Source organism: Enterobacter sp. E14S, assembly GCF_055666685.1.
In genome coordinates, this window is record NZ_JBVODQ010000001.1 from 269,816 (window position 1) to 287,411 (window position 17,596).

The following is a 17,596-nucleotide window of genomic DNA, read 5'->3' on the forward strand; positions in this document are numbered from 1 at the left end:
CTTTAAAAATATGAATATCGAGCTGCGTCATCTTCGCTACTTTGTCGCCGTCGCCGAGGAGCTGCATTTTGGGCGCGCGGCGGCACGGCTGAATATCTCTCAGCCACCGTTAAGCCAGCAGATTCAGATCCTGGAGCAGCAGGTCGGGGCGCGCCTTCTGGCCCGCACCAACCGCAGCGTGAGCCTGACGGCGGCGGGTAAGCAGTTCCTGATCGACAGCCGACAAATCCTGAGCATGGTCGATGACGCCGCCGCGCGGGCAGAACGGCTCTATCTCGGAGAAGCCGGAGAGCTGCGGATCGGGTTTACCTCGTCGGCGCCGTTTATCAGCGCCGTCTCGGAGACCCTTTCGTCATTCCGTCGCCACTTTCCGGATGTTCACATTCAGACGCGCGAAATCAACACCCGCGAGCAGATTGCCCCGCTGAATGAGGGAGCGCTGGATCTGGGGCTGATGCGTAACACCCAGCTGCCGGACACGCTGGCGTGGGAGGTGATCCTGCGCGAGCCGCTGATGGCGATGATCCCGCACGATCACCCGCTGGCGTCGCGTCCGGCGGTTTCGCTGGCAGAGCTGGCAAGAGAGCCGTTTGTCTTTTTTGACCCGCAGGTCGGGACGGGCCTGTATGACGATATCCTGGGGCTGATGCGCCGCTACGATCTTGCTCCGGTCATCACCCAGGAGGTAGGGGAAGCGATGACCATTATCGGCCTGGTCGCGGCCGGTCTGGGCGTGTCTATTCTTCCGGCCTCCTTTAAGCGGGTGCAGCTGCGCGAAATGCGCTGGGTGAGTATCGCCGAAGAGGATGCCGTTTCCGAAATGTGGCTGGTGTGGTCAAAACACCGTGAACAGAGCCATGCCGCACAGCGCTTCAAACAGCAGCTAATGAGCGCCTCTGCCGGGCGACATTTTCGCGGAAAATAGGGTAAAAATGTGCGGTAAATCACATGGCTAAGTAAATATTTGACGACGGCCATGCAAGTGCTTCACCATAGCCAACAGTTTATTTCGAAGCTCGAAAATAAGGGAGTACGAGGTGGTTGCTGATAGTCAGCCAGGGCATATCGATCAGATTAAGCAGACCAACGCTGGCGCGGTGTATCGCCTGATTGATCAGCTTGGTCCGGTTTCGCGTATCGATCTTTCGCGCCTGGCACAACTGGCACCTGCCAGTATCACCAAGATTGTCCGCGAGATGCTGGAAGCGCACCTGGTTCAGGAGACAGAAATTCAGGAGCCGGGCAGCCGTGGCCGTCCGGCGGTCGGGCTGGTGGTTGAAACGGAAGCGTGGCACTACCTGTCACTGCGCATCAGCCGGGGGGAGATCTTCCTTGCGCTGCGCGACCTCAGCAGCAAGCTGGTGGTGGAAGACCGGCTTGAACTGCCGCTCAACGCAGAAGAACCGCTCCTCGACGCGATTGTCTCGCACATCGATCACTTCTTTATCCGCCATCAGCAGCGGCTTGAGCGCTTAACGGCGATTGCCATCACCATGCCGGGAATTATTGATACCGAAAACGGCATCGTTCACCGCATGCCGTTTTACGACGATGTCAAAGAGATGCCGCTTGGCGAGGTGCTGAAAAATCATACCGGCGTGCCGGTCTATATTCAGCATGACATCAGCGCCTGGACGATGGCGGAGGCGCTGTTTGGCGCGTCGCGCGGCGCGCGGGATGTGATTCAGGTGGTCATCGACCATAACGTCGGGGCGGGGGTGATCACCGACGGACGTCTTCTCCACGCCGGAAGCAGCAGCCTGGTGGAAATTGGCCACACCCAGGTCGATCCGTACGGTAAGCGCTGCTACTGCGGAAACCACGGCTGTCTGGAGACCATTGCCAGCGTGGAAAGCGTGCTGGAACTGGCGCAGGTTCGGCTGAGCCAGTCCATGAGCTCCTCGCTGCACGGACAACCCCTGACGGTGGATTCCCTCTGCGCCGCCGCGCGTCAGGGCGATCTGCTGGCGAAGGACATTATTACCGGCGTGGGTAATAACGTTGGCCGCATTCTGGCCATTATGGTGAACCTCTTCAACCCGCAAAAAATCCTTATTGGCTCACCGCTGAGCCAGGCGGCGGAGATCCTCTTCCCGGCGATCTCAGCCTGTATCCATCAGCAGTCGCTTCCCGCCTACAGCAAAAACATTGCGGTAGAAAGCACCCAGTTTTCCAACCAGGGAACCATGGCCGGCGCGGCGCTGGTCAAAGACGCCATGTATAACGGCTCGCTGTTGATCCGCCTGTTGCAGGGTTAACTCTTTTCCGCAGATGTAAGAAAAATTGCGCTATCTCAAGCCGGGTAGCGCACGCATCCCGTAGACTTCCTCCACTGAATTATTTACCTGGTTTATATTTCGAAGCATACCCAAGAGGTGGAGTGAGTCATGCTTAAGCGTTTCTTTGTTACTGGTACAGATACCTCTGTCGGCAAGACCGTCGTATCCCGCGCATTGCTGCAGGCGCTGGCAGCAAGCGGTAAACGCGTGGCAGGGTACAAACCGGTCGCAAAAGGGAGTAAAGAGACGCCAGAGGGATTGCGTAATAAAGACGCCCTGGTGCTGCAAAGCGTCTCGTCGCTGGAACTGCCCTATCACGCGGTCAATCCCATTGCGTTAAGCGAAGAGGAGAGCAGCGTAGCGCACAGCGGCCTGATTAATTATCCCCTGTTGTCCGACGGCCTGGCGAACCTGAGCGAGAAGGTGGACCACGTGGTGGTGGAAGGGACGGGCGGCTGGCGCAGCCTGATGAACGACCTGCGTCCGCTTTCTGAATGGGTCGTGCAGGAGCAGCTTCCGGTGGTGATGGTGGTGGGTATCCAGGAAGGGTGCATCAACCACGCGCTGCTGACGGCGCAGGCAATCGCCAATGACGGCCTGCCGCTGATTGGCTGGGTAGCAAACCGCATCAATCCGGGCCTGGCGCACTACGCGGAGATCATCGACGTGCTGAGCAAAAAGCTGCCCGGGCCGCTGGTGGGTGAACTGCCTTATCTGCCCCGCGCCGAACAGCGCGAGCTAGCGCAGTACATCGATCTCTCTGCCCTCGGTGGCGTGTTGACCGTAGATCGAGTCGTGGCGTAACGTCCGCGACAGCACGGACGCCACCACGCAGGCGACCAGCAGGCCGGGCAGTAAAAAATAATGCCCGGTCATTTCACAGACCATCAGCGCCGACATAATGGGCGCATGCGTGGTCGCGGCGAGTAGCGTTGCCATCCCCGCCAGCCCCAGCAGAATCGCCGTCTCAGAACCCGGCAGCCAAAGCGCGAAAACCTGCGCAAACAGCATCCCCGTTGCCATCCCGACAAACAGCGTGGGCGTAAACACCCCGCCCGGCGCGCCCGATCCGCTGCTCGCCAGTACCGCCAGCAGCTTGCAGATAAACACCCCGGCAATCACCGACAGCAGCGGCGGGGCGAGCAGAAAAGCCTGAACCACGCTGTAGCCATTCCCCCACACCTTCGGCGTGAGGAGAGACAGCAGCCCGACGATCGCACCGCCCAGCGCTAATTGCCACGGCGGCGAAAGCTTGAGGCGCAGGAAAAGCCCGTGGCTGACGTCCATCAGCCACATCAGCAGCGGTCCGCAAAGGCCCGCCACCAGCCCCATCGCGACGAGAAGAGCATAATCGGCAGCGGAGAGAATGCCGCTCAGATGGACCGCGTAGAGCGTACCCGCGCCCGGTGCCAGGAGCTGCGTCGTAAGAAGCGCCACCACCGCCGCGATAACCACGGGGCCGAGCGAGGCCAGCATCAGCGTGCCAAACAGAATTTCCGCGATGAACAGACTTCCGGCTAACGGAGCATGGTAGGCGCTGGCCATCCCGGCCGCGGCACCGCAGGCTATCCATAATTTCCACTCGGATTTGGGCGTAAAGCGCCGGGCGAAAAGGGAGGCGGCGAGGGCGGCAAGCAGGATCATCGCCCCTTCACGCCCGATGGCGCTTCCGCTGGCCACGACCAGCAGCGAGGCAAGGGACTTCACAAGGCTGGCGCCGTAGTCAAACTGGCCGTCTCCGGTCTCCAGCGCTTCCATGTAATCGGTGGGGGCATGAGGCAGCTGCGCGGTCAGACGCTGCCATCCCCAGAGCAGCAGCCCGGCAGCCAGCCCGCCCAGCGCAGGCGTCAATGCGCGCCGCCAGGGCGAGAGCGACGCGGCGGCATTCACCAGGCTGCCGCTGTCGTTGCTGAGAAGCAGCCACTCCAGCAGGTACATGCTGTGGCGGAATACCGCCACGGCCAGCGCGGCCAGCACGCCGGTGACGGTGGCAATCAGCAGTCGGCGAAACATCGCGCGGATGTCAGGGTAAGTATGAAGACGTAGCATGGGTCGCGATTAAACGGGGACGATACCATATTGTGGCGGGAAATCGCGGGGTTAGCAAAAGGTCTGCGTGCGAAAAAGCCGGGCGATGCCCGGCCAGAAAGGTTAGCTGTCGCTATGAATATTCAGCGCCCGACGCGTGCGCCCGGAGCTCAGGTACTCGGCAATATAGTCCTGCGAAATCTCGCCGTTGTAGCGACCGTCCTCATCCACGATCGGCATCCAGCTGGTATTGCTCTCATACAGACGTGAAAGCACCACGCGCAGGTTATCTTCCGCCTTGCCGGTCATGCGGAACGGATGGAGAATGTCGGCGCAGGTACCGCTGGCGTTACGCGCTTCGCGACGCTTCACAAAGCCCAGCGGTTTACCGTGCTCGTCGACCACCGTCACGGCTCGAATGTCGTTATCATCCATGGTCGCAAAAGCTTCGGGAAGCGGAGTAGAGCCCCGCACCGTAATGGTCGGCTGCTGGTCGGTGACGTCGCCCGCCGATACCAGCAGCAGACGCTTCAGGGTGCGGTCCTGACCGACAAACGAGCCGACAAATTCGTTCGCCGGTTTCGCCAGCAGTTCATCCGGGCTGGCGCACTGCACGATTTTTCCCTGACGGAACACCGCAATACGGTCGCCGAGCTTCAGGGCTTCGTCGATATCGTGGCTGACCAGCATGACGGTTTTTTTCAGCTTGCGCTGCATCTCGAGGAACTGGTTCTGGATCACCTCGCGGTTGATCGGGTCCACCGCGCCGAAGGGTTCATCCATCAGCAGTACCGGAGGATCCGCCGCCAGGGCGCGGATCACGCCGATACGCTGCTGCTGGCCGCCGGACATCTCGCGCGGGTAGCGGTTGAGGAACTTGTGCGGATCCATCGCCACCATATCCATCAGCTCTTCGGCGCGGGTTTTGCAGCGCGCTTTATCCCAGCCCAGCATGCGCGGCACGACGGTGATGTTCTCTTCGATGGTCATGTTCGGGAACAGGCCAATCTGCTGGATCACGTAGCCGATGTTGCGGCGCAGGGTGACGGTGTCCATCCCGCTGGTGTCTTCACCGTTGATCAGGATCGTCCCGCTGCTTGGGGTAATGAGGCGGTTAATCATCTTCAGGGTGGTGGTCTTCCCGCAGCCGGACGGGCCGAGCAGGACGCACATTTCCCCTTCGGGCACGGTCAGGTTGACGTTATCGACGGCCTTAAAGGTCTGGCCGTGCTTCTGTGAAAATTGTTTGGTGAGGTTTTCCAGTTTTATCATTATCGAATCCCCTTTGGAGTCAGAACCACCTGCAGACGGTGCAGCAGCCAGTCGAGCACAATCGCTAAAAGACAAATCATCAGCGCGCCCGCAATCAACATGCGAATATCGCTTCCGCCGATGCCGTTGAGCAGCAGCAGGCCCAGGCCGCCCGCGCCGATCACGGCGGCAATCGCCATCACGCCGATGTTCATCACTACGGCGGTGCGGATCCCGCCGAAAATCACCGGCAGCGCCATCGGGATCTCAACCCAGCGCAGACGCTGCCAGAAGGTCATGCCGATGCCGCGTCCGGCTTCGCGCAGCCCCGGCGGCAGGCTGTCGAGCGCCGTATGGGTATTACGCACAATCGGCAGCAGCGAGTAGAGAAACACCGCCGTAATTGCGGGCAGGGCACCGATACCCTGACCGATCAGCGAAAACAGCGGGATCATCAGGCCAAACAGGGCGATGGACGGAATGGTCAGCACGATGGTGGCAATCCCCAGCACCGGCGTAGCCAGCCACCTGTGGCGGACAATCAGAATACCCAGCGGTACGCCGATGATGATGGCTAAACCTACGGCCAGCGCCACCAGCCACAGGTGCTGCAGCGTCAGGGTTAAGAGGTAATCCCAGTTGTCCAGAATGTAGTGAATCGTCTCCATAGCGCCTCCTACAGCAGCTGTTTGCTACGCAGGAAATCGCGGGCGACCTGCTGCGGTGACTGATGGTCGATATCCACCTTCTTGTTCAGCTCGGTGATAACGTCGTTGTTGAGCTGTGCCGAGAGGGTGTTAAGCGCCTCTTTCAGACCGGGGTTGGCCTCCAGCGTGTCCTTACGCACCACCGGCGTCACCGCGTAGCTCGGGAAGAAGCCTTTATCGTCTTCCAGCACCTTGAGGTCGAAGCCTTTTACGCGCCCGTCGGTGGTGTAAATCAGACCGGCGTCAACGAAGCCGTCGCGCACCGCGTTATAGACCAGACCGGGGTCCATCTGACGGATTTGCGGGCGGTCCAGATCCATCCTGTAGGCCGCCTGAAGCGGCTTCATGCCGTCGCTGCGTCCGGCGAATTCCAGGTCCAGGCCCAGCAGCCAGTTTTTGTCGGGGTTGGTTTTACGGACCTGCTCAATCTTCGCCACCATCTCCGACATGGTGTTGATATGTTCCGCCTCGGCGCGCTTGCGCTGCATGGCGAAAGCGTAGGTGTTGTTCATGTCGGCGGGCTTGAGCCAGACCAGACCGTGCTTTGCGTCCAGGCGTTTCACCGTCTCGTAAGACTCCTGCGGCGACATGCGCTTGTTGATATGGTTAAAGATGATCAAGGACGTGCCGGTATACTCCCAGGTCATGTCAATCTGCTTGTTGATCATCGCGTTGCGGGAGATCACCGTGGCAATGTTGGTTTGTGGCTGGACCTGAAAACCTTTCTTTTGCAGGTACTGCACGGTCATCGCCGAGAGAATGTGCTGCTCGGTAAAGCTCTTGGTCGCCAGAATCAGCGGGGCCGCCATCGCCTGGCCGGTGAACAGCGCCGCGGCACACAGCGCCGTCAGGCCGGAAAACAGTCTCATAAAAGCTCCTTGTTATTGTTATCGAGCGAGATGGGGACTCATCGCGCGGCCCAGCGCCGCCAGCAGGGTATCGAGGATCAGGGCGAACAGGGCGGTGGCCGCCGCGCCGAGGATCAGGGTCGGGAAATCGTTTAAGTAAATGCCGGGGAAAATCAGCTCGCCGTAGCTGCTGGCGCCAATCAGGAACGCCAGCGGTGCGGTACCGACGTTAATGGCCGTAGCGATGCGGATCCCCGAGAGCATGACCGGCCAGGCGGCTGGCAGCTCAACCTGACGCAGGCGCTGCGATTTGGTCATCCCGATGCCGTTTGCCGCTTCCAGCAGCGACGGCGGGACGGAGCACAGCCCGGCGTAGGTGTTACGCACGATCGGCAGCAACGAGGCGAGGAACAGGGCGATGATGGCGGGCGTATCGCCGATGCCAATCACCACCATCGCCAGCGCCAGAACGGCCAGCGGCGGCAGCGTGTTGCCGACGTTAAAGATTTGCATCACATATTCGGCGATACCCCGCGCGGCCGGACGGCTCAACAGAATACCGGCCGGAATACCCACCAGCAGGGCAAAAAACATCGACGAGAAAACCAGAATCATGTGCTGTTGCCCGAGATAGACCAGGTCAACCTGGCGCGCCCTGATCGTCTCCATCCCGATACCCCAGACGAGGAGGGCGAGAACCACGATAATGGCGCCGACAAACAGCAGCGAACGTTTGAGTAATGGGTGCATTGCGGTGTGTCTCCCTGTGCGCATGCGTTATAGCAACCACCGGTTGCCTGTTGTTATGCCATGTTTCGGCAGGGGTATTTCACCTATAGCAAGCGTTTGGGAAGGGTTCCAGCGAAGGGGCAAAATCAGTAACCCTATGAAAACAGTGACAACCTTGGGTTAAGCCTTATGGCATAAGGGCTGATTGAGGGTCAGGCAGAATAGTCCTAAAGCGAATTTTTAGATGTGACGGTGTCACATCTAAAGAACTCATACGCCGAAATTCGGACATTATCTTCACAGAGAGGCACGAACCCGTCGAACCCGCGTCGAGACGGTGATAATTGAAACGATAGCGACCACGGCAAGCATCAACCCGAGCGCCAGCATGGCGTTAAATCCGATCCACCTGAACAGCAGCAGCCCCGCGATACCGCCCGTAATAAACGAGAAAAGGGTGGTTAAGTGGGTTGTCAGCTGACTTTTTTGTGCCGCCGTATCTTTGGAGTAATCCCTGCGCAGCATCGCCACCAGCACCGAGGCCAGAGATATTCCCGCGTCCGTCAGCGTGCCGGTAATGTGCGTCGATCTCACCCGTCCGCCGGAAAGCTGCGTGGAGGTGGAGTTGTGGATGCCCATCAGGCCGCACAGAAAAAGAATAATCGCGCGGTTGCTGGTGAGGGCATGAAAATACATCTCGTAGAAAGAGACGCCGGTCAGCAATATCCCTTCGACAAACAGGATCTGGCAAAAAACCAGCCTGACGTTATGGATAATGCCCCATATCACAATCATGCGCGCAATAATGGCGCCTGCGACAAAAGAGAGAATAATCGAGCCGAAGAAAATCATATCGCTCAGGTCGGTGGAAGAAACTTCGCTGGATAATTGGGAGGTGTTGCCGGTCATGTGTGAGGGGAAAAAACCAAATGCCCCGAGGGCGATGGCATTGAGCAAACCTGCCGAGGTCGCCAGCCAGAGAGCAAGCCGGCGATCCTCCTTATGCGTTCGTTCTTTCTTGAGTCTAATCAGCAAGAATACCTCCGGGTTGAGCTTTGCCTGAATAGTCAGGCTAGCAAAGCGGTGCAGCGGGCTGTCCAGGATATGGCTTAATTATTATTCCCTCTGACGACTTTCAGGGTTTAGTAATTAAATAAAATATCCTTGCTCAACATGGGGGCGTAAATACTTTATATCATGCCGTTATTGCCGTGACGCAAAAACGCCGGGCGCTGGTTAAGGCGTTCAAACCAGGCCTCAATTGCGGGCACGTCGGGCTTATCAAACGGCGTCATTTTCCAGCGATTCACCGACAGCCCAAGCACCACGTCCGCAAGGGTAAACGTCTCGCCCGCCGCAAAGGCGCCGGTCTGCAGCAGCTGGTTTTCCAGAATGGTGATGCAGTGGTTCCACTCTTTTATTCCCGCCGCGATGCGTTCAGGGTCGTTAAAGTCCGGGTTTTTACGCCCCAGCGCCGGGAAGACGTAGCGCCAGGCGTTGTTAAATTCGGTTGCCTGCCAGTCCATCCAGCGCTCAACGTTAGCGCAGGCCTGCGGTTCTGCGGGCAGCAGATCGTGACGTCCGGCCTTGCGCGCCAGGTAACGGCAGATGGCGTTGGATTCCCACAGCACGAAATCGTCATCGATCAGCACCGGCACCATGGCGTTGGGGTTCAGGGCGCGGAAGGCATCCGTTTCCGTTGAGGCAAAACCGCTGCCGTAATCTTCCTGTTGATATGCGAGGCCCGCTTCTTCGCAGGTCCAGAGCACTTTCCGCACGTTGATTGAGGTGGTTTTGCCGAGGATGGTGATCATTGCGCAGGTGTCCTTTAGGGGAATGAATTGTCTAAAAACAATACACCAGTTGCACGGGGAAGGTTGGAGCAAAATTTGGTGGGCAGTGACTGGCCCGGTTCAACCGAACGTTTCTGGAAGGCGCCTCGCAAACCGCAAATTAACCGTGTGAAATTCAGGGTTATGTCTTTTCTTCAACCGATCGGGGTCGTAAAGTGCCAGCGTTGCGGCACATCCGCAACCGGGCGTAGGAACCCGTATCAACCATATAGTGACATTTCGTATGTCGCGGCAGTGTCGATCCCGTTACAATTACGGTGGCGCTGGCGGAGCAGCCGTAAGGCTGGCCGTTTTTCTATATGGGCGGTATTCCTACCTCTGTCAGCGCTACCCCCCGAGCGTAGGAACTCACTGGGTGGTTAAATGAACTGCATATAGAAGGGTGCCTTGTATGGCTACTATCCCAACCCTGAATTATCTCCCGTCTGACGAAAGCGTCATTCTGCAACTTATCTCCCGGCCGCTTCCGGCTGATGCCGATCTGTTTGTCGTCGCCGACAACTGCGCCGCGCTGGTGAGCGTGCTGGTCGAAATCGAAGATGCGAAGATGTTTACTGCGCTCTGCGAGCGCCTGCTGCACGCCCTGCGTAAGCTAAGAGAACTCTGCGATGTCGATCTGCCGCCAGACCTGATCGCGCAACTGATCGTGGGTGAGAAACTGAACTCCTGCGTGCCGGACTGCTGGCAGGACACCCTCACTCAGGTGGACTATGTTCTGGCGCTGACGCAAGCGGTTATGGGTGGAACGCTGCCCGATCACGTCGCGAAAGAGCTGACGGGCCTGCTGCACGATATGGTGTGGCTGCTGGCTGAGTTTGTGAAGGAGCCGCGCATCACTACACATTAAGTGCGCTGGCGTGGAGGGGCGGCAGCGCCCCTTTGAAGCCGTGAATAACGCGATCAGTTCCCGTTATCCAGCAGCGACGTACCGTAAGAGTTGTCGATGGTACAAAGCCAGCGACCGTCGCTTTCCTGCCGAAAAACATAGGTCGCGCGGCGCGACATTTCCGTTATCCCACCCTGACCATCAGGAAAACGCAGAACGGTTTCCATGATAACGAGGGCATTGCCGCCACCTTCGATCACCTGCATCTCCCCTTGTTCGACGATCAGCTGGTCCTGAAAATAATCAGAGATGGCAATAAACGCGCTGCGGATGTTTTCTTTGCCTTTAACCGTCATGCCGGGTTTAACCACCAGAGCCGCGTCGTCGGCGTAGTACTCCATCAGCGCGTCATAGTTTTTGGTGGTGATGGCGCGGTCGCAGGATTCGATTATCTGGCGTAGCGGGTGTGGGGTCATGCGCGATTCCTCGTTGATGGGGGGAACACGTATTAACGTAACAGTCTGGCGCGTTTGTATAGCTACCAGGTTTTGTGGCGGGTAGCGTGGGTGGAAAGTTGAGGGGGTAGGTAACGTTAGGTCTACTGTGAGTGACCAGCGGAAGTTCGCGATACTTTATGGATTCGTTGAAATGTTTTTTAGGGCCGCTAGCGTAGTTGGATATGAATCAGTGAGGGGCTGCTCGCGGCGTCACGAATCCCTGAATAATCAGACACCGGCAAAGTTCGTTAAATCCATATATCCGAGCATCAGCAATGAACCGCATATTGGATGCTGCTGTCTGTTCCACTTTTTTCGAATATCCATCGCCTCCAGACCAAGGGGGACAAAATAGCACTAGTGGAGAAAAACAAGGGACTGAAAAATTTAATGAAGGCTATTCCTGTCGATAACCCCGGAATAGCCTGTCTGACCTACAGTAATGACTCCAGTTTTTGTCGTGCCTGGCTTGTTAGCCGCTTAATGCCCAACGATCGGGAGATATCTGCAATTTGGTTCTCACCTTTTATACTCAGCACCAATGCGCGTAACTCTTCTGTAGGGATAGCATCAATCTGGCGAATATCATTTTCTGTTGCAGGCAAACGGAACGTATTCCAGTCTGCCTGCTGGGTTGTTGACTGCCACACAAAATTTTCACCAAAATGATCTGTCGCAACATGATAGTGCTGATCCACTAACTCCATTACTCTTTCCCGAATTAGTCTGCCAGCACGATTGAAACCGTGTACGCGTGCAATGCGCTGCACCAAAGTCGTTTCCAGCAGTGGAGATTCAGCTTTCACTACTGAGTCGATGAGTCCTCTTAGCGTTTCGTCATATCCACCGATGTAGAAGCGTTCGGCATCAACTCTGCTGTTCCATTCTTGCAGGTCATTAACGATGTATTTAGCGCCCTGAGTGAGCAGGGTAGTTTCCTGGGTCGATGATGAGGCGTATTTTAGCTCTGACACAACGGTCTCTGCGCTATCGTCGTCTTCAGGCTTTTTACTGGGTTGCTTAATCACTTCTACAGAAGCGGACATCTCTCCATCGTTGGCTCCCTGCACATTGACGCTAGTTAAGGGGAGATTACCCGACTCTGTAACCGCGGTTGTTTCATCGCTAATAGCAGCAGATTGTTCTGCTTCATCTGTGCGCATTGCATCAGTAGCTCTGGAGTCCTCAAGCAGGTCGCGAATGGCCGAATCAAGTCGATCAAGCGCACCTTCTTTATCAATCCACCACTCCGTTGACCAGAGGCGTAATAATTTCCATCCCAAGCCTTGCAGAATAGCGCTGCGAACTTTATCACGATCGCGAGCTGTGGCTGCACTATGATAGGTGGCACCATCACATTCAACGCCGACCAGATAATCGCCGGGTTTATCCGGATGAACGATCCCCAGATCAATACGGAAACGGGATACACCTATTTGCGGAACAACATTCCAGCCTTTCCTTCTCAGGCCATTAGCAACCGCTTCTTCAAAAGGTGAGTCATAGCCGCCAACCGATCCACGAACAGCCTGCGCCAGTGCTACCGGGCCCCTTTGAGCAAATTCTATGAAATGCTTAAGGTCGGCAACAGCACGTGCGCTGGTTCGATTGAGATCGATCATCGAAGAGTCGAATGAGGTGAATACCATCATCTCCTGACGTGCACGCGTGACGGCAACATTGAGGCGTCGCCAGCCTCCTTCACGATTGAGAGGACCAAAGCTCATAGACATCGTATTGGCACCGGGTTCGGTAGGGCCGAATCCAATACCGAGCATAATTAAATCTCGCTCATCGCCCTGAACTGTTTCAAGGTTTTTAACCACCACGGGTTCATCAAGCTCTTGCTGAAAGAAGGGCTCGATTGCTGGATGTTGCTGACGGGCTCTATCCAACAAGTCATTGATTAGTTTTTGTTGTTCAGTGTTCAGGGTAATAATGCCAATCGACTTACCTGAAGCAACAAATTTTTTATCAGTTAGACGTTTTACGGTCTCTGCGACAATGGCTTCGGCTTCGGCTTGATTGTGTCGACCTTTACCTTTCGAATAAACGCCAGCGACCTTGCACCATTGAACAGCACTTTGTCGTGTTTCAGACGCAGGGAAGGTGATCAGGTTGCCATCATAATAACGATGGTTAGAGAAGGTGATCAAACTTTCATGGCGACTACGGTAGTGCCAACTCAAACTATGATTGTATAACCCGGCGGCAAGGCATTCATCCAAAATGCTTTCCATGTCCTCTTCCACATCATCGTCGACATCACTTGCACCTCGATTGAAGAAACTGGTTGGCGGCATCTGACGTGGATCGCCAGCCACGACAACTTGTTTACCACGCGCCATTGCGCCAATGGCGTCCCAGGGGGAAATCTGTGATGCTTCATCAAAGATCACCAGATCAAACAAAGCCTGGCTGGAAGGCAAAAATTGAGCTACGGAAAGAGGGCTCATAAGCATGCAAGGTGCAAGTTTAGACATTGCATCACCCATCTCTGCTGCCATTTGCCGTACAGGCTTATGACGGCGAGATTTTTGTAATTCATGCTTCAGTAAGGCAAAGCCTCCCTGTTTGGCTATTTCATTTTTTGCGGGGATTACGCCGCACAGACGAGCGCGAATATAACGAACTGTTAACTTTGCCAGTCGATCGGTATGCTTGCGATAGGCCTCAATGTCACTCATATGTTCGGCAGGAACAAAATTATGGAGTAGTGGTTCCGAATCAATGACCCATGAGGCGAACCAGCGACAGTAGGCTGTTTCGAAAATCTCTAAGGCACTTGTTTCTGAGGTATCAAGATTAGCAAGCTCATCCAGCATGGGCATCATCCCCTGTGAAATCGCTTCCTCTCGCACGCGACTCCAGTCACTCCATGCTTTCAGAGCCGATGAATTCTGTATTATGTTTAGCGCACAGTTTCGCAATGTGGGGATCGACGGATTTTCTTCTTGCGTTTTTATCAGGCCACAGAAGGTTGTTTTAGCTTCGCTAAACCCGATAAGTGCAGTACGGAGGCTCTGGCATGAATTCGCAACCATACCGTCCGTTCCCAGTAAATCATTGCCATCAATAACCAGGGTTTTAACGGCATTGCGAATCCTTGCAAGTTGTTGTGGTGAGGACGCTAATGTGCCGAGTTTGTTGCGGATCTCTTCTGCAAGTGCCAGTGTCGCTGCTAATTTTTCGTAATCTGTTGCCAGGTTGTTCCAGCCCGGGAGCGTTGCCGTCTCGCTACTTATCGCAGATAGTCGTTGTGACAATGGCTGTAGCTGATCAATAACAGGTAAATCGGCAGCCAAATCCGGTGCTGAAGTGAGAGCATGTTGTTGCATTACTCCCTGGATAATTTTTTTGCGCGCGCTGGTGGCAAAGAACCAGAATTTTTTACCCGCTTGTGTTAGTGCTTGACGGATTTGTGGCACATTGATGTGTTGCCAGCTATCTGAAGGATAGTTGACCGACAACCGTTCTTTGGTGGTGTTTATCTCCTGTAGCAGAGCGATTGCAGTATGGGCTGCCTGAATACGGGCTGCCGCATCGGGTGTGAACATAAAACTGAGATCGATTCCATCGGCTTTGGTCAGGAGTTCACAAAAAGCGAGCAGTTGTGCCAGTTTATCGGGCTCTTTGCAATCCAGTTCAATTCCACTTGTCTCCAGTAGCGTATCAGCCGCTTGCTCCAGGTCTTCTATTTTTCCAGGTAGGGCTTTCGCGCTGACAATAAGTGATGACTGCCATCCGTTCGTCCAGTCTGTTTGTGCAATAGCGGCAAAATGTTCACCGTGTTGTTGAAAAGCAGCACGGTTAAGCTCTAAGCGTCTGGCTATCAGTCGGAAATAGTCCATTTGTTCTGCTGTATGCAGCGTATTAGCTGGCCATGTAAATCGTGGTGTCGCTGCATTGGCATCTTTTATAACTCGACCCATTGCATAATGTAGCGTTAAACCATTAGGCCAACGTTTATGAAGCAAACGAACAACGTCATTAAGTTTGTCACGAAGAGTTTGTAACTTGCTTGCTTCCTCATCCCATTCCTGGGTGGTCAACACGTCTCTTACATCCCACGCGCGTTCAAGTTGCTTAAGAAAATCCATCTTCGAGGTTTTACTGGAGTGTAACTCCAGGCAAAACTCACCTAATCCTTGCGCCTCCAACCTGCGGTAAACGACATCCAGAGCGGCTTTTTTTTCAGCCACAAACAGTACGCGTCTGCCCAGCGCAAGGTTGTGCGCAATCATATTGGCTATAGTTTGCGACTTCCCTGTTCCGGGTGGTCCGTCAAGCACAAAGTCGCGACCTTTTGCGGACGCCACTACAGCTGCAACTTGCGAGGAGTCTGCAGGTAATGGCAAAAAAAGGTCCTGTGTGCCTATTTCATTATCAAGTTCATCGACATCTATGATTTCACCGCTCTTGTCCAACGTGGCATTTTCCTGCCCACGCTCAATCAGGTATTTTACCAACGGGCTTTCCATCAGTTGCGGTGTGCGGTCGACAAGATCCTTCCACATCAGATATTTGGCGAATGAAAAGGTGCCGATCACGACATCGCGAGTGACCTCAAAGCCCGGGATATCACGGACTGCGCGGCGTATAACATTCCATATACCATCAACATCGATACCGCTTTCATCGGTTGGTAACTCGCCATCTAGCCCGTTGATTGTTAGCGCGAAATCGTTTCGCAGTAGCTCTAATAGCGTCAGATTGAAGCGAGGTTCTTCTTCCAGCAAACGCATCGTCACGCCAGAGAGCGCACTTTTCCGATCTAACTGAATGGGCAGAAGAATGAGTGGCGCGAAATAACTCTTAGGGTCATCGGCAGCTTTTTTCCATTTAAGGAAACCGACCGCCAGGAACAGTGTGTTGGCACCGCCTTCTTCGAGGTCACTTTTGGATTTGCGATAAAGGTCAATTAGAGAAGATTCAAGGCGTTCTTTTTCAAGAGAGGAGACAACTTCGCCACGTTCCAGCGCATTTTGTGCGTACTCATCACGTAAGTTCTCATGCGTCTGTTGCTGGTATAATTCTGCGTCTCGACCGCCCGTTTCAAGATTTGGCAAAGAAACAATACGCAGACGCTTACCTTCCGCAAGTTTATCTTCAAGCATCCCGGGGTTAGCACATAATAATCGTATGCCTTTCGCGCTTTCCGGCAAATGTAACAGGCGGTTCCGGGTTGTTAAATCTAGCAATTTTCGTTGCCATTGGACCAGTCGGCTTGTTGCACCTTTTTCATCAGCGATGTCGAGCTCAATATCAAATGAAGGTAGCTGTGGCGCATCTTCAAATCCATGAGAAATAATCTGTTCCGTATCGTTAGTCTGCCCAGTCGCACCCAATGTTCCCAGTGCTAATGGGCGAATTTTTTGCATTCGTGCGCGGCGTACATCAATGGCGGCGTAGAATTTATTTTCTGTCAGATGCTGTAGCGCCTCTACGGAAGCCTGAGTAAATGATGCCGGGTGCGCTTGTGTTGCCAGTGTCGTTTCAAATACGACCATCTCTTTTAAATCGATTCGTTTACGTACGGCTGAGACATCTTCGGTAACAAGTTGAGCAAACTCTTGCGGTTGTAACCACAGGCCGACAAAAGCATGACCTTCCGTTAAAAAGACCAGTGGATTCAGGCCGAGTTGTTCCAGAGCGGATGCAAATAAGAGTGTGGTATCCAGACACGTGGCAATCCTCGCCTCTGCTATGGTTCCGGGTGTTCGAATCTTCTGGCCGTTGTGTTCGAAGCTTGCTGGAGGAAGAGCATAACTGATGTTCATGTTGCAAATGGCAGTCCACAGGGCGGAGGCTATCTCCCAGACCCGAGTTCTGGATTTGCTTTCATAACCATCAAGGGCTTCTCTTTTTCCTGCACTACGAAGTACATCTGATGTGGCTTTGAGCAGACGATCAACCGCAGGGTCGTTAGGCGTAATGAAAGACGGCAACAATTCAACCATCGCATCGCCGCCCCATTCATTTTTTGCCAGGGCTTCAAGCGGATAATTAACAGTAAAAAGTTCATCCTCTCCCTGACGTAAACACAATGTAATTTCGCACACCACGCTTTCAGTCAACTCAGCCAGCCATTTTGCATCAAGCTTAATATCGCGATCGCGGATATCGAGTGTGGAATGAGGAAGCAAGCGATCAATTTTCCACTGTTTTGCTTCCAGCACCGCAGGTGTTGTCTGCAAATGCAACGTTAAGTCCTGGTACATTTGGTCAGATTCGTTATTTAGTACCAGTTCGCGTAACAGAGGAACTGCATTTTGGTGTGAAGTGAATCCCAGCTTATGGGCGACACTGACAGATGCCTTTAGGCTCATAAAATTCCATCTCCAATGAGAATATATCAGTCAGGCTATGTATGTTGATGGAGCAACCCGGTGTAGGACAGATCCTGCTGAATGGGGCTACCAGGCCAACTTTTCGTCGACATGATACATAACCTTAAAATTTGTTTTGATGCTTAATACGATAAAGGATTAAAGACACCTAAGCCACATGAAACTTAGGATTTATCCGCAGTTCACAACGATCTGTTAGAGAACGCGGCAATAAGACTGCGGATTGTT

At 54.6% G+C, this 17,596-nt stretch carries 13 protein-coding genes; 4 read left to right on the top strand and 9 right to left on the bottom strand.

Annotated elements, in window-relative coordinates; genetic code table 11:
* The first annotated feature begins 10 nt into the window (after positions 1–10).
* The 3 genes from ACZ6J2_RS01355 (at position 11) to bioD (ending at position 3,083) form a co-directional block, all read left to right on the top strand.
* Complete coding sequence (locus tag ACZ6J2_RS01355; RefSeq protein ID WP_471724563.1) at positions 11–925, top strand: LysR family transcriptional regulator; 915 nt, start codon at positions 11–13, stop codon at positions 923–925.
* 112 nt (positions 926–1,037) lie between these two features.
* Positions 1,038–2,258, top strand: a complete 1,221-nt coding sequence (gene mlc, locus ACZ6J2_RS01360) for a sugar metabolism global transcriptional regulator Mlc (protein WP_023311510.1) — start codon at positions 1,038–1,040, stop codon at positions 2,256–2,258.
* 129 nt (positions 2,259–2,387) lie between these two features.
* A complete protein-coding gene (bioD, locus tag ACZ6J2_RS01365) occupies positions 2,388–3,083 on the top strand; it encodes a dethiobiotin synthase (RefSeq protein ID WP_023311511.1) in 696 nt (231 codons plus the stop codon).
* Here the strand turns inward: bioD and clcB are convergent.
* From clcB to ACZ6J2_RS01400, 7 genes are all read right to left on the bottom strand, one after another.
* Positions 3,018–4,328, bottom strand: a complete 1,311-nt coding sequence (clcB, locus tag ACZ6J2_RS01370) for a voltage-gated ClC-type chloride channel ClcB (RefSeq protein ID WP_471724564.1) — start codon at positions 4,326–4,328, stop codon at positions 3,018–3,020. The genes bioD and clcB overlap by 66 nt on opposite strands.
* A 102-nt stretch (positions 4,329–4,430) precedes the next feature.
* Positions 4,431–5,579, bottom strand: a complete 1,149-nt coding sequence (osmV, locus tag ACZ6J2_RS01375; RefSeq protein ID WP_126794196.1) for an osmoprotectant ABC transporter ATP-binding protein OsmV — start codon at positions 5,577–5,579, stop codon at positions 4,431–4,433.
* Positions 5,579–6,226, bottom strand: a complete 648-nt coding sequence (gene osmW, locus ACZ6J2_RS01380) for an osmoprotectant ABC transporter permease OsmW (RefSeq protein ID WP_023311514.1) — start codon at positions 6,224–6,226, stop codon at positions 5,579–5,581. Before osmW ends, osmV begins: the two co-directional genes overlap by 1 nt.
* Positions 6,227–6,234: 8 nt before the next feature.
* On the bottom strand, positions 6,235–7,134 hold the full coding sequence (gene osmX, locus ACZ6J2_RS01385) for an osmoprotectant ABC transporter substrate-binding protein OsmX (protein ID WP_471724565.1): 900 nt from the start codon (positions 7,132–7,134) through the stop codon (positions 6,235–6,237).
* A gap of 18 nt (positions 7,135–7,152) precedes the next feature.
* On the bottom strand, positions 7,153–7,863 hold the full coding sequence (gene osmY, locus ACZ6J2_RS01390; RefSeq protein WP_471724566.1) for an osmoprotectant ABC transporter permease OsmY: 711 nt from the start codon (positions 7,861–7,863) through the stop codon (positions 7,153–7,155).
* A 276-nt stretch (positions 7,864–8,139) separates the two neighbouring features.
* The gene (locus ACZ6J2_RS01395) at positions 8,140–8,877 is read right to left on the bottom strand and encodes a YoaK family protein (protein ID WP_471724567.1); all 738 of its coding nucleotides are present in this window, start codon (positions 8,875–8,877) and stop codon (positions 8,140–8,142) included.
* Positions 8,878–9,032: 155 nt separating this feature from the next.
* Positions 9,033–9,656, bottom strand: coding sequence for a glutathione S-transferase family protein (locus ACZ6J2_RS01400; RefSeq protein ID WP_471724568.1), 624 nt, complete (start codon positions 9,654–9,656; stop codon positions 9,033–9,035).
* Between the two features lie 430 nt (positions 9,657–10,086).
* On the opposite strand from ACZ6J2_RS01400, the gene ACZ6J2_RS01405 reads away from it, so the two are divergent.
* Positions 10,087–10,542 carry a hypothetical protein gene (locus tag ACZ6J2_RS01405; protein WP_471724569.1) on the top strand — a complete coding sequence of 152 codons (456 nt, stop codon included), beginning with the start codon at positions 10,087–10,089 and terminating at the stop codon, positions 10,540–10,542.
* A gap of 53 nt (positions 10,543–10,595) precedes the next feature.
* Here ACZ6J2_RS01405 and ACZ6J2_RS01410 read toward each other — a convergent pair whose 3' ends face one another.
* Both ACZ6J2_RS01410 and ACZ6J2_RS01415 read right to left on the bottom strand, forming a co-directional pair.
* Positions 10,596–10,997 carry a YybH family protein gene (locus ACZ6J2_RS01410; RefSeq protein ID WP_471724570.1) on the bottom strand — a complete coding sequence of 134 codons (402 nt, stop codon included), beginning with the start codon at positions 10,995–10,997 and terminating at the stop codon, positions 10,596–10,598.
* A 455-nt stretch (positions 10,998–11,452) separates the two neighbouring features.
* The gene (locus ACZ6J2_RS01415) at positions 11,453–17,347 is read right to left on the bottom strand and encodes a DUF3320 domain-containing protein (protein ID WP_471724571.1); all 5,895 of its coding nucleotides are present in this window, start codon (positions 17,345–17,347) and stop codon (positions 11,453–11,455) included.
* Between the last annotated feature and the right edge of the window lie 249 nt (positions 17,348–17,596).

Bases quoted from the DNA above. Each gene is read 5' to 3' on its own strand.
- ACZ6J2_RS01355 (WP_471724563.1), top strand. From the start codon at position 11: ATGAATATCGAGCTGCGTCATCTTCGCTACTTTGTCGCCGTCGCCGAG.
- bioD (WP_023311511.1), top strand. From the start codon at position 2,388: ATGCTTAAGCGTTTCTTTGTTACTGGTACAGATACCTCTGTCGGCAAG.
- clcB (WP_471724564.1), bottom strand. From the start codon at position 4,328: ATGCTACGTCTTCATACTTACCCTGACATCCGCGCGATGTTTCGCCGA.
- osmV (WP_126794196.1), bottom strand. From the start codon at position 5,579: ATGATAAAACTGGAAAACCTCACCAAACAATTTTCACAGAAGCACGGC.
- osmW (WP_023311514.1), bottom strand. From the start codon at position 6,226: ATGGAGACGATTCACTACATTCTGGACAACTGGGATTACCTCTTAACC.
- osmX (WP_471724565.1), bottom strand. From the start codon at position 7,134: ATGAGACTGTTTTCCGGCCTGACGGCGCTGTGTGCCGCGGCGCTGTTC.
- osmY (WP_471724566.1), bottom strand. From the start codon at position 7,863: ATGCACCCATTACTCAAACGTTCGCTGCTGTTTGTCGGCGCCATTATC.
- ACZ6J2_RS01400 (WP_471724568.1), bottom strand. From the start codon at position 9,656: ATGATCACCATCCTCGGCAAAACCACCTCAATCAACGTGCGGAAAGTG.
- ACZ6J2_RS01405 (WP_471724569.1), top strand. From the start codon at position 10,087: ATGGCTACTATCCCAACCCTGAATTATCTCCCGTCTGACGAAAGCGTC.
- ACZ6J2_RS01410 (WP_471724570.1), bottom strand. From the start codon at position 10,997: ATGACCCCACACCCGCTACGCCAGATAATCGAATCCTGCGACCGCGCC.
- ACZ6J2_RS01415 (WP_471724571.1), bottom strand. From the start codon at position 17,347: ATGAGCCTAAAGGCATCTGTCAGTGTCGCCCATAAGCTGGGATTCACT.